The organism is Asticcacaulis sp. AND118, from assembly GCF_020535245.1.
In the GTDB taxonomy this organism is placed as follows: Bacteria; Pseudomonadota; Alphaproteobacteria; order Caulobacterales; family Caulobacteraceae; genus Asticcacaulis.
In genome coordinates, this window is the sequence record NZ_CP084911.1 from 159,544 (window position 1) to 171,431 (window position 11,888).

The following is an 11,888-nucleotide window of genomic DNA, read 5'->3' on the forward strand; positions in this document are numbered from 1 at the left end:
ACACGTGACGATCTGGCCGCTGCGCGCTCAAGCAGCGAAGCGATAGCGCAACAAAAAATGAGCGAGGCCCGTCGCCCGCACAGTATTCGGAGAGCATAGGTCATGCCCTGGACACGTGATCAACTGGCCGAGCGCGCGGCCAAGGAACTCGGAGACGGCTACTACGTCAATCTCGGCATCGGCATCCCGACGCTGGTGGCCAACCACATCCCGCAGGGCATGACGGTGACCTTCCAGTCGGAGAACGGCATGCTGGGCATGGGCCCCTTCCCCTTTGACGATGAGGTTGATCCCGACCTGATCAATGCCGGCAAGCAGACCATCACCGAACTGCCCGAAACGAGCTATTTCTCGTCTTCGGACTCGTTTGCGATGATCCGCGGGGGCCACATCGACCTGACCATTCTGGGGGCCATGGAAGTGGCCGAAAACGGCGACATCGCCAACTGGATGATCCCCGGCAAGCTGGTCAAGGGCATGGGCGGGGCGATGGACCTGGTCGCCGGGGTGCAGAAGGTCGTGGTGGTGATGGAGCACGCCAACAAGCACGGCGAATCCAAGGTGTTGAAACGCTGCGACCTGCCGCTGACCGGCGCGGGCGTAGTCGATCTGATCATCTCGACCCTGGGTGTGTTCGAGGTGAAGCCCGACGGTTCGGGCCTTGTGCTGGTCGAACTGGCCCCGGACGTGACTCTGGAAGAGATCGCTGCCAAAACCGAAGCCGCTTACGAAGTGGCGTTGAAGTAGCCCTATACATATCTCCCCAACTCGTTGGGGAGGAATAATCAAGCCCCAGATTTGCTCGCGCGCTTGATGACGCCGGAGAAGGTCATGACCATGCGGTCGCCGACCTTGATCTGACCGCGGCCAAAGATGGTCGATTGACCGGCGCGGGTGATCTCGCCCGTAGCGACGACGATGTCACCCAGGTTGCCGGGGCTGAGGAACTGCGCGTCAAGCTGCATGGTCACGCCGCCCGACGTCTGAAGGTTCTCCAGCGCGAAGACATACAGCGCCGTATCGGCCAGCGACAAAAGGCAGCCGCCATGCATGATGCCGCCGCCGTTGAGGTGCCGCTGTTCGACCTTCAGCGCCACCTGCATCTTGCCGTCAGCGTCCGGCAGGTAATAAAACGGGCCGATGTGGTTGACATAGTCGTCATGGAAGGGCGAAAGGAACCACCCTTTGAAATCGCCGTCCTCGACCTGAATGGGTTTGGGCTGATCGGCCATTTGCATACCTCGTTTCAACACACATAAGATTGGGGCCCGCCATGTCGAACCCGGTGGAAGAGCTGATTATCGAACGCCTGAACGATCTTGGAGATAAGGAAACCCTGAGCCCCAATCAAGTCGCCAAAATGATAAACGAAGAAAACTGGCGCCGTCAGTTGCCGCAGGTGCGCGCCGCCATCGGTCAACTGGTCGAAGCCGGACGCATCGAAATCGTGCGCAAGGGCAAGGTCGTCGATTATGACGGCATCAAGGGCATCTGGCGCATTCGCCTGGCTGGTGCCGAATAACCACAGTGCCCACATAGAAAATCCAGCGCGCATTGTCTCCTTATTTGCGGAACCTTATCTATTTAGGATTATGCCCATTCTCCTGATGGGAGCATCATGCGCAAAAGTGGTTACCACTTTTGGGATAAACATGATGCCCTGCAAAGACTGGCGCGTGTCGCGTTTTGCTTTTACGCTCGGATTTGATGTCGAAGGCTGATTTTAAAATTGAGACGCCGCCGGGTGGGGGGGCAATCGTCGTCAGCCTGAAAGGGGACTGGACCGCCATTACCCTGCGCGACGCCGGTGAGCGCCTCAAAAGCGCGCTCAAGTCCGCCGGCGACGTTCGCATCGACACTGGCGAACTGAAGGCCTTCGACACGGCCGGGGCCTATGCGCTGCGGACCGCTCTGGGCGCGGCGGGCGACCGCGACGGCGAAGCCCTCTTCCCCGATCAGCCGCATCTGAGCGCCGTCTACGCCCTGATCCGCGACATCGGGCCCAAGGTCGCCGAGGCGCAAAAGACTACCGCCAAACGGAAATCCAACTTCATCGTCAACGAACTGGCGCAGCTTGGGCGCGGTACCGAAGACTTCCTGAAAGATCTGCGCGACCTCAATGTCTTTGTCGGGCATCTGGTCGTCACCGCCTTCCTGTCGATCGTCACGCCGGGCCGCATCCGCTGGACGCCGCTGGTGGCGCAGATGGCGCAGGCCGGCTTCGGCGCGCTGATGGTGGTGTGCGTCACCAACTTCTTCGTCGGCGCGGTTATCGCCTTTCTGGGCATCCTCCAGCTCCAGCAGTTCGGCGCGGCGGTCTTCGCCGTCGAACTGATCGGCATCTCGGTGCTGCGCGAATTCGGCCCGGTCATCGCCGCCGTGCTGATCGCCGGGCGCTCGGCCTCGTCCTTCACCGCCGAAATCGGCGCGATGAAGATGAATCAGGAAATCAGCGCCATGCGCGTCATGGGCATCAACCCCTTCGACGCCCTGATCTTCCCGCGGCTGGCGGCCCTGCTTCTCACCATGCCGCTGGTTACCTTCGCCGGTTCGATGGCCGGCCTGTTCGGCGGCTTCGTCGTGGTGTGGGGACAACTGGGCTATGGCCCGCACTTCTTTTCGATCCGCATGACCGAATACGTGCCGTTCGTGAACTTCTTCGTCGGTATGATCAAGGTGCCGCTGTTCGCCATCGCCATTACCGTCATCGGCTGCCGGCTGGGGATGAACGTCACCGAAGACGTTATCTCTCTGGGCCGTCAGGTGACGCGCGCCGTGGTGCAGGCCATCTTCACCATTATCCTGATCGACGCTATCGTCGCCATGATGTTCAACGGGTTCGACTTCTGATGACCGAAGACAAGAACCCCGCTACACACCCCGCCGAAACGCACCCGATCGTCATCGAAGGGCTGCGCAACCAGTTCGGCAGCCATCTCGTCCATGACGATCTCAGCCTGACGGTCGAGCGCGGCAGGATTCTCGGCGTCGTCGGCGGCTCCGGCACGGGCAAGACGGTGCTGCTCAATTCGATCCTCGGCCTGCAAAAGCCGACTAAGGGCGCGATCCACCTGTTCGGCAAGGACATCACCAGGCTGAAAGAGAAGCAATTACGCCTGATGCAGTCGCGTTTCGGCGTCCTGTTCCAGAGCGGCGCACTGTTCTCGGCGCTCAGCGTTATCGAAAATGTCTGCGTGCCCCTGACCGAGTACGCCAAACTGAAACCGGCGCAGATGCGCGAGATCGGCCTGATGAAGATGGCACTGGCCGGGCTGCCGCTCGACGCCGCCGACAAACGCCCTTCAGAGCTTTCGGGCGGCATGATCAAGCGCACGGCGCTGGCCCGCGCATTGGTGCTCGATCCGGAGCTTCTGTTTCTGGACGAACCGACCGCCGGCCTCGACCCCATCGGGGCGGCGGCCTTCGACAAGCTGATCCGCGAACTGTCGGACAGCCTGAACCTGACCGTGTTCATGATCACGCACGATCTCGACAGTCTCTACGCCATCTGCGATGAGGTGGCAGTGCTGGCCGACAAGCAGGTCGTGGAAAAGGCCCCGCCGAAAGTGCTGGAACAATCGGACCACCCGTGGATTCACGAGTACTTCCACGGTCCCCGTGGTAGATCTGCCGTGACGAGAGGAGAGTAAATGGAAAGACAGGCCCATTATGCGGTTGTCGGACTGATCACCCTGGTGCTCACCACGGCGGCCTTTGTCTTTGCCTTCTGGCTGATCCAGGGCAGCTTCAACGAGACCTATTCCGAATACGACATCGTGTTCAATTCGTCGGTCAACGGCCTGACCGAGGGCGGCGAAGTGCACTTCAACGGCATCAAGGTCGGCGAGGTCAAGGAGTTGAAGCTGGGTAAGGTCAACACCGCTCAGGTCATCGCCACCGTGCGCATCGACTCCTCCACCCCCGTCCGCGTCGATTCCACCGCTGTGCTGGAACCGCTGGGCGTCACCGGCCTCAACTACATCCAGATTTCGCCGGGCTCCAAGGAAGCGGCTCTGCTCAAGCGCGCACCGGGCATGGGCGCGCCGAACCCGGTTATCCGCGCCACCGAAAGCCGTCTGGACAAGCTGCTGGCCGGGTCGGGCGGCGTGATCGAAAGCGCCTATGAATCGCTCAACCGCATCAACCGCCTGATGTCGGACGAGAACCTCAACGCCTTCGGCCAGACGATGAAGAATATCGAGGACATCAGCGGCGACATCGGCGAACTGACCGAAGACCTCAAGAAGCGCAAACAACTGCTCGACGACGCCCACGAAGCCATCGTGCAGGCGGGCATCGCCGCCGAGAACCTGTCGAAGCTGGCGGCCTCCGCCGACATGCTGGTCAAGGACCGCGTCCCGCAGACCATGAACCGCATCGACGACGCCGCGGCGCAACTGGCCACCGCCGCGACCGAGGTCGCCAACCTGTCCAAGGCCGCTCAGGCCCCGATCAACGAAGTGTCGGAAACCACCCTGCCCGCCCTGTCGGAAAGCCTGCGCAACCTCAATCAGGCCACCCGTTCGGTCGAAGAACTGGTCGACGAAGTCCGTTCCAGCCCGCAAGGTCTGATCGGCAAGGCCAAAGCCAAAGAGAGAAAGGTCAACCCGTAATGATCACGCGTTCCACACGTCGCTCTTTAGGCATAGGTCTGCTGGCTGCCGGCATGGCGACCGGGCTGGCCGGCTGCATCACGCTCCTGCCCGAAGTGAAACCGGTGCAGCTCTACACCATCCGCTTCAACCCGGCGCTGCTGCAGAAGGGCGAGGTCAAGGCCCCGCCGGCAACGCCGGACGCCAAACCGATCGATGTCTTCGTCAATTTCGACGGCTTCCCCCGCGCGGCTGCGGGCGACCGCATCCTGACCACCGAGGGTAATGAAGTGTCCTACGTCTCCGGGGGCCGCTGGGCCAGTTCGGCGCAGGGCCAGTTTCGCGACCTGATGTCCGAAGGCTTCGCGCGCGAGGCCAGTCAGGACGTGCGCCTCGGCGATCAGGGGCGCGTCTCCGGCGAATACCGCCTCGACATCAATGTGCGCCGCTTCGAGGCCGCCTATGCCAAACGCCGCCCGACCGTGGTGGTGGCGCTTGACGCGCGGCTGGTGCGGCTGAAGGACCGGCAGGTCATGGCGGAGACGTTCATCTCGTCGGAAGTCGCCGTGCGCAAGAGCGACCTGACGCCGATGGTCGAAGGCTTCGAGACCGCAGCCTCACGCGTGACGGTGGACGTGATCGCCTTTACCGAAACCGCGGTGGCCGACGCCAGGGCGAAGGAAGCGGCCACGGCGACGCCAGCCCAGTAGCCTTTACACCTCAGATAAAAAGCCCGGCAGGGCTGCCGGGCTTTTTTGTGTCTACTTCGCGGCTACTGCCGGAACCGGCGCGGGCGGCGTATCCGACAGGCCGAACAGCGAGTCCGGCAGGGCGCCGATGATGGCCGCCGACAGGCAGGTGGCGATAAAGCCGGCGAACAGCGCCTTCCACACCAGGCTCAGCACCTCTTCTCGACGCTCCGGCATCAGCACGCCCAGACCCGTCACGGTAATGCCCACCGAACCGATATTGGCGAAGCCGCAGATGGCGTAGGTCATCAGCATACGGGTACGCTCGCTCATTTCATCCGCCGGAATAGCCCCCAATTTCAGAAAGGCGACGAATTCGGTCAGGGTCAGTTTGGAGCCGAGGATATAGCCGGCCTTCTGCGACTCCTCCCACGGCACGCCGATGATCCAGGCCAGCGGCGCGAACACCACCGACAGGCCGCGCTCCAGCGACAGGGGTTCGCCGCCCACATGCGGGAACATGCCGAGCAGGATATTGACCAGCGATACGAAGGAGACGAAGACGATGAGAATGGCGGAAATATTCATCACCACCATCAGGCCGTCCGCCGTCCCTTTGGATATAGCGTCGATGGCGCTGTCGTACTTGAGCGAGGAATTATAGTCGGCGACCGCGCCCCCCTCGCCTTCCTTCTCCGGGACGATGATGCGCGCCAGAAGCACGCCCGCCGGCGCCGAGATGATCGAGGCGACCAGCACGTGTCCGGCGGCGTTGGGCAGGGTCGCCTTGAGGATCAGGGCGTAGGCCACCATGGTCGAACCGGCGACGGTGGCGAGGCCGACCACCATCATCATGAACACTTCGGAGCGCGACAGCTTCGACAGATAGGCGCGGATGACGATCGGGCTTTCGATCATGCCGAGGAAGATGTTGGTGGCGACGGCCAGAGCCGACGCGCCGCCGAGGCCCATGGTCTTCTGGAACAGGAAGCCGAAACCCTGCGTGATCCATTTGAGAATGTGCCAGTGCCACAGCAGCGCCGACAGGGCCGAAATGACCAGGATCAGCGGCAGTACCTGAAAGGCGAAGACGAACAGGGCATTCTGATCCGCCACCGCATAGGGCTGCGCACCGCCGCCCAGATAGCCGAAAACGAACTGCGTCCCCTGATTGGTGGCGGCCGCCAAAGCGTCGACGCCGGAATTGATACCGTCAAGAACGGCCTGCGATTGCGGGAAGCCGAAGAACAGGAAAGCCAGCAGAACCTGAACCCCGATAGCCCCAAGCGTCAGAAAAACCGGAAACTTTTTCTTGTTTTCCGAGACGAGCCAACAGGCCAGCAGCATCACCACAATGCCCAGTATACTCTGGACGTTCAGCATTCCGTACGACGGCATATACACTATCCCCTGCCAGCTTTGCACACGATTGCGCTGACCAAACCGTAACTATCTGATAACCTTTGAAACCATGGCAAGCGCTTTCTTCACATAGCCGACAATATTTTCCACATCCCTGAGAGGCTATGACAAAAAGGCGACAAATCCTGATGACAAATCACCTCTTGCCCCTGTAGTCTCACGGGCAATCAAGGCCTTCAGACGCCGCACAGAAAAAGGACAGGACTTAAAGTGAGCCCTCAGCCCGGTCTCAATGACGCCGTCGTTCGCCACCTGCTCGTCGTTGACGACGACGACCGCATCCGTACGCTGCTCAAGGAATTCCTGTCGCGTCAGGGCTTCCGCGTCACCGCCGCCGCCCATGCCGACGCCGCCAAGCGCATGCTGCAACTGCTGGATTTCGACCTGCTCATCCTCGACGTGATGATGCCGGGCGAAGACGGCTTTTCGCTGTCGAAATGGGTGCGTCAGCATTCCAACGTGCCCATCCTTATCCTGACGGCGCGCGGCCTGCCCGACGACCGCATCATGGGCCTGAGCCTCGGGGCCGACGACTATCTGTCCAAGCCGTTCGAGCCGCAGGAACTGCTGCTGCGTATCGAAGCCATCCTGCGCCGCACCGGCGTCAAGCCCGCCCTGCCCAAAACGGTCAGCATGGGCCAGATCAGCTTCGACCTTGAACGCGCCGAACTGACACGGAACGGAGCGATGGTGCGCCTGACCGAGGCCGAGGCGCAACTGCTTAAATACCTCGCCGAGCGCGCCAATGTGCCCGTCGACCGCATGGACCTCGCCAAGGACAGCGTCGACACCACGGGCCGGGCGGTAGACGTTCAGGTCACCCGCCTGCGCCGCAAGATAGAGCCCGACCCCAAGAACCCGCGCTATCTGCAGACCGTGCGCGGCAAGGGCTACATGCTGGCACCGGACTAACCTTTCTGCCCCCTCTCCCTTGAGGGAGAGGGTCGGGGTGAGGGGGACACCTCCTCGTTTTCCCCCTCACCCGGCGCTCATGCGCCACCCTCTCCCTCAAGGGAGAGGGGGAGACTGTTTAATGCGCATACCTCGTCTAAAATTCTGGCCGCAGGCCATCAAGCGCAAAATCCCCAAGACGCTGTGGGGCCGTGCCCTGCTGATCATCGTCCTGCCCGTCGCCCTGATGCAGGTGGCGGTGACCTGGGCCTTCTTCGACATGCACTGGGAAACCGTTACGGCCAAGCTGTCCGAAGGGCTGGTCGGTGACGTGGCCTGGGCCGTCGACGCCTATAAGGCCGAGCCGACAGCGGAAAACATGGCCGACATCTCCGCCGCCGCGCAGAAGTCGATGCAGTTGTCCATCGTCTATCAGCCGGGACGCGACCTGCCCGAAAGCCGCCGGCGCAACGCCTGGGCGGCGCTCGACCGCTCATTGAAACGCGCGCTGACCGAGCAACTCGACGATCCCTTCTGGTACGACACCACGCGTTATGCCGGGGCGGTCGACATCCGGGTGAAGGTCAGGGACGGCGTCATCCGCGTCATCGCCCCGCGAGAGCGCGCCTTCGCCACGCGCGCCCACATCTTCGTCCTGTGGATGACCGGCGCGACCATGCTGCTGACCGCCGTGTCGATCCTGTTCATCCGCAATCAGGTCCGCGCCATCGAGCGCCTGTCTAAGGCCGCCGAGAAGTTCGGCCGCGGCGAGGACGACCCCCACTTCAAACCCTACGGCGCAGCCGAGGTGCGGGCGGCGGCGCAGAACTTCCTCAAGATGAAGTCGCGCATCCAGCGCTATATCGAGCAGCGCACCACGCTCCTCGCCTCTGTCAGCCACGACCTGCGCACGCCCCTGACGCGCCTCAAGCTGGAACTGGCCATGGCCCCGCAGGACGCCGCCACCGAACGCATGAAGCAGGACGTGTCGGAAATGGCCTATATGATCGACGAATATCTGGCCTTCGCGCGCGGCGAAATGCAGGAAAGCCCGCAGACGACCTCGATCAACGGCCTGCTGGAGACCGTGGTCGACGGCGCGCGCCGCGCCGGCCATACACCGGACTTCGTCCCCTTGCCCGAAGACGTCGAGACCTCGGTGCGCGTCATGGCTCTGAGCCGCGCCCTGTCCAATCTGGTGATGAACGGCTTCCACTACGCGACGAATGTCCGCGTTTCCGCCGGAATCGAGCATAAGCCCGGCGGCAAACAGTCGCTGCACATCTATGTCGACGACGACGGCCCCGGCATCCCGCCCGAAAAGCGCGAGGATGCGCTCAAGCCCTTCTCGCGGCTGGACGACGCGCGCAATCAGAACAAGAAGGGCGTCGGGCTGGGCCTCGCCATCGCGCGCGACACGGTGCGCAGCCACGGCGGCGAACTGGACCTCGACCAGAGCCCGCTGGGCGGTCTGCGCGCCGATATCGGGATTCCGCTGATCAGCTAGGGCGAGGTGATTTAAAGTGGAAACATCATCTCGCTCTCAGTTTTTGAGTGGTCGCGCAATTTTTCCGAAAAGTGGTGCCCTCTTTATCGGATTGCGCTCTAGGGCAACACCCCGTTAACCCTGTTTCCTAACCCTTTATTGACCATCAGAGGGCATCTTCGCTGGAAAGGCGTAAAAGCGCGTCTACCCAGAACAGAAGGTTCCCATGGCCGAGGCCGACAAGCATCGAACGGTTGCCCGTTCCCGCGCGCCCATGAAGGCCTGCGGCGACTGCAATCTGTGCTGCAAGGTCTACGACGTCGAGGACGTCGGCAAGAAGGCCGGGAAGCTCTGCCAGCACACCCGCGAGGGTCAGGGCTGTGGCGTCTGGGGCCTGCATCCGCAAATCTGTCAGGATTTCAAGTGCCTGTGGCTCAAGCATGACGATCTGAACGCCGTGTGGCGGCCGGATTTCGCCGGCTTCGTCCTGCGGCTTGAGACGAACGGCGTCACGCTCAATGTCGATATCGATCCGGACCGTCCCGACGCCTGGCGTCAGGAGCCCTACTATACGCAGTTCAAGCTGTGGAGCGATGGCATGGTCCGCAACGAGAGCCTGGTGGTGATCTATGCCCCCGAAGGCCTTTACGTCATCACGCCCGACGAAGACCTGTTCCTGAAGTCGCCCAGGCGCGGCGATATTCTCGAGACAGGCATGGAAATGACGCTGTTCGGCCCCCGCGCCTTCGCCCGCGTCGTGCCTGCTGCGCGGGTGCGTGAGGCGAGACGGGCTTAAATATCCTCCTCCCCTGTAGCGAAGCGTACGGGGGAGGTGTCAGCGCGAAGTCGATGACGGAGGGGGCAGAGTCCGAGACTTTGCCCCCTCCACCACTTCGTGGTCCCCCTCCCCCGTACGCTTCGTTACAGGGGAGGATGTTCGTCAGTCCTGCTCGACGCTGCCCGCCCCACTGATGCGGGTATCGAGCTGCGCTGGGCGGGTCTTCAGATCGACATTGCCCGAACCCGACACATCGACCTTGACCTTGCCGGTCGGCGCGATCGAGGCATCGCCCGAACCGGAGATGCTGACATCGGCGTCCTCTACCGTCAGGCCCGACAGGTCTGCCTCGCCCGCGCCGGTGATGTCCAGCTTGAGCGCCTTGGCCCGGCCCGTGACCTCCGCCGAACCCGACCCGCTGATGCTGAGGTCGATGGTCGGCTGATCGTAGGCGCTGACCCGCAGGTCGCCGGACCCCGAAATCTCGAAGTCCTTCACCGAAGGCGCGGTGATGACGATCTTAAGTTCGTCGCTGGACTGGGCTTCGATATGGCCTGGCCCGAAGCGGAACTGCACCACCTTTTCGACGTCCCTGCCGTCGGCCAGATAGAGACGGCCGTTTTCGAGACGCACGCGGTCGGTCAGGGCCTTGGGGCCGTTGACGGTCACCGAAGGCGTCGCGCCCTGCGTATAAACGACCTCGGCGGGGACATCGATCTGAAGCTGCTCGCCGCCGCTCCAGTTCAGGGTGCGGGTGACCGAGGGGGTGATCTCGGTCTTGGCCGTCTTCATGAAGCGGATATGGTCGCCGGCCTCGGACAGGGTCCACACCCCGCCGTTTTTGGCGATGTCGTGGCTGGCCAGACCGGCGGCGCCGGCGAGGCAGGCCACCGACAGGACGAAGGCGGAGCCGGAAATAATGGCAAGTTTGCGGATCATCATGGTCTTCCCTCCTCCGATCAGGCGTTCTGCGCGTCGAGCGCGGGTTTCAGCAGGCGATAGTGCAGGCGGCCGTACCAGACGAGGCCGTTGACCAGCCACACGGTGACGATGGCGGTCAGGCCGGCGATGGTCACGGCCAGGGCCATGCCGCCGACGCCGCCCAGAAGGGCCGCGAACACGCCGCCCGGCATCCAGAAGGCCCCGGTGGCGAAGACCGCACCGCTGGCGATGAAAATGCCGATGGCGCTCATGAAGAAACCGAACAGCGTCCCGATGACGCCCATCAGGATGGGCAGCAGGATGAGGATGTCCAGCGCCCCCAGACCCAGCACAGCGAAGACCGCACCGGCCGCCGATGACGGCGATTTGGTGTCTTCCCATTGCTTCAGGCCGATCTCGGCCCTCAGTTCCCGGGCCAGACGCGACGGATCGCCCAGAGCCGCGGCCACTTCGGCCTCGGAACGCCCGGCGGCGACGCCGTCGGTGAAATGCGCCTCATAATCGGCGACCACGTCGGCGATGCTGGCGGCGGGCAGGCCGGCAAGGCCCTGCTTCAGCCGGTTGATGAATTCGTTGCGGGTCATGTCCCTTACCCCTCTTGTGTTTCGTTTGGAGCCTGATCAGCCTGCGGTTCCGATTCCGGGGGCTTCGCGTCCAGCAGCGCGTCAACGCTGCGGGCGAAGCCGCGCCATTCGGCGGCCTGCGCGTCGAGCGCGGCGTGTCCGGCGGCGGTCAGGCGATAATATTTGCGCGACGGCCCCGATGAGGATTCCACCAGCCGCGTATCGACCAGCCCGTCGGTCTGCATCCGCCGCATCAGCGGGTAGATCGTGCCCTCGCCCATGCCGATGGCGTCGGACAGGGTCGAGGCGATCTCGTAGGCGTAGCTCTCGTTACGGGCCAGCAGCGCCAGGACGCACAGACCGAGCACGCCCTTCTTCAGTTGAATGTCAATGGTTTCGGCCATCTCCGGTTTTCCTTTCGACGGAGCCCTGTGCGCCTCGTGATGGGATTGTGTATATGGCAAGCTACTATTTATTGCAAGATACCATTTTAAAACATGTACCATTTGTAATGTGGTAGCTGTC

The 11,888-nt window shown here is 62.6% G+C and carries 14 protein-coding genes; 9 read left to right on the plus strand and 5 right to left on the minus strand.

Features of this window, described 5'->3' with window-relative positions; translation table 11 throughout:
• Positions 1–102: 102 nt before the first annotated feature.
• Positions 103–747 carry a 3-oxoacid CoA-transferase subunit B gene (locus LH365_RS14250; protein WP_226746024.1) on the plus strand — a complete coding sequence of 215 codons (645 nt, stop codon included), beginning with the start codon at positions 103–105 and terminating at the stop codon, positions 745–747.
• A gap of 38 nt (positions 748–785) precedes the next feature.
• Here LH365_RS14250 and LH365_RS14255 read toward each other — a convergent pair whose 3' ends face one another.
• A complete protein-coding gene (locus tag LH365_RS14255) occupies positions 786–1,232 on the minus strand; it encodes a PaaI family thioesterase (protein ID WP_226746025.1) in 447 nt (148 codons plus the stop codon).
• 41 nt (positions 1,233–1,273) lie between these two features.
• On the opposite strand from LH365_RS14255, the gene LH365_RS14260 reads away from it, so the two are divergent.
• The 5 genes from LH365_RS14260 to LH365_RS14280 all read left to right on the plus strand — a co-directional run bounded on the left by LH365_RS14260 (position 1,274) and on the right by LH365_RS14280 (position 5,302).
• Positions 1,274–1,522: a DUF3253 domain-containing protein gene (locus tag LH365_RS14260; protein WP_226746026.1), complete on the plus strand. Its 249-nt coding sequence runs from the start codon at positions 1,274–1,276 to the stop codon at positions 1,520–1,522.
• A 185-nt stretch (positions 1,523–1,707) separates the two neighbouring features.
• On the plus strand, positions 1,708–2,850 hold the full coding sequence (locus LH365_RS14265; RefSeq protein ID WP_226746027.1) for an ABC transporter permease: 1,143 nt from the start codon (positions 1,708–1,710) through the stop codon (positions 2,848–2,850).
• Entirely contained in the window at positions 2,850–3,650 is an 801-nt protein-coding gene (locus LH365_RS14270) for an ABC transporter ATP-binding protein (RefSeq protein WP_226746028.1), read from the plus strand. Before LH365_RS14265 ends, LH365_RS14270 begins: the two co-directional genes overlap by 1 nt.
• Positions 3,651–4,613, plus strand: coding sequence for an MlaD family protein (locus LH365_RS14275; protein WP_226746029.1), 963 nt, complete (start codon positions 3,651–3,653; stop codon positions 4,611–4,613).
• Positions 4,613–5,302 (plus strand): ABC-type transport auxiliary lipoprotein family protein, encoded by a 690-nt coding sequence (locus LH365_RS14280; protein ID WP_226746030.1) that lies wholly within the window; start codon positions 4,613–4,615, stop codon positions 5,300–5,302. The genes LH365_RS14275 and LH365_RS14280 overlap by 1 nt, the downstream gene beginning before the upstream one ends.
• A 51-nt stretch (positions 5,303–5,353) precedes the next feature.
• On the opposite strand, the gene LH365_RS14285 is transcribed toward LH365_RS14280, so the two are convergent.
• Positions 5,354–6,679, minus strand: a complete 1,326-nt coding sequence (locus LH365_RS14285) for a NupC/NupG family nucleoside CNT transporter (RefSeq protein ID WP_226746031.1) — start codon at positions 6,677–6,679, stop codon at positions 5,354–5,356.
• 234 nt (positions 6,680–6,913) lie between these two features.
• Between LH365_RS14285 and LH365_RS14290 the strand changes: the two genes are divergently transcribed.
• From LH365_RS14290 to LH365_RS14300, 3 genes are all read left to right on the plus strand, one after another.
• On the plus strand, positions 6,914–7,615 hold the full coding sequence (locus LH365_RS14290) for a response regulator (protein WP_226746032.1): 702 nt from the start codon (positions 6,914–6,916) through the stop codon (positions 7,613–7,615).
• Positions 7,616–7,736: 121 nt separating this feature from the next.
• On the plus strand, positions 7,737–9,101 hold the full coding sequence (locus tag LH365_RS14295) for an ATP-binding protein (RefSeq protein ID WP_226746033.1): 1,365 nt from the start codon (positions 7,737–7,739) through the stop codon (positions 9,099–9,101).
• Between the two features lie 205 nt (positions 9,102–9,306).
• Entirely contained in the window at positions 9,307–9,876 is a 570-nt protein-coding gene (locus tag LH365_RS14300; RefSeq protein ID WP_226746034.1) for a hypothetical protein, read from the plus strand.
• 144 nt (positions 9,877–10,020) lie between these two features.
• Here LH365_RS14300 and LH365_RS14305 read toward each other — a convergent pair whose 3' ends face one another.
• The 3 genes from LH365_RS14305 to LH365_RS14315 are packed head-to-tail and all read right to left on the minus strand — an operon-like array spanning position 10,021 to position 11,767.
• The gene (locus LH365_RS14305; protein WP_226746035.1) at positions 10,021–10,800 is read right to left on the minus strand and encodes a GIN domain-containing protein; all 780 of its coding nucleotides are present in this window, start codon (positions 10,798–10,800) and stop codon (positions 10,021–10,023) included.
• A gap of 17 nt (positions 10,801–10,817) precedes the next feature.
• On the minus strand, positions 10,818–11,384 hold the full coding sequence (locus LH365_RS14310; RefSeq protein WP_226746036.1) for a DUF1700 domain-containing protein: 567 nt from the start codon (positions 11,382–11,384) through the stop codon (positions 10,818–10,820).
• Positions 11,385–11,389: 5 nt separating this feature from the next.
• A complete protein-coding gene (locus tag LH365_RS14315; protein ID WP_226746037.1) occupies positions 11,390–11,767 on the minus strand; it encodes a PadR family transcriptional regulator in 378 nt (125 codons plus the stop codon).
• Positions 11,768–11,888: the final 121 nt, after the last annotated feature.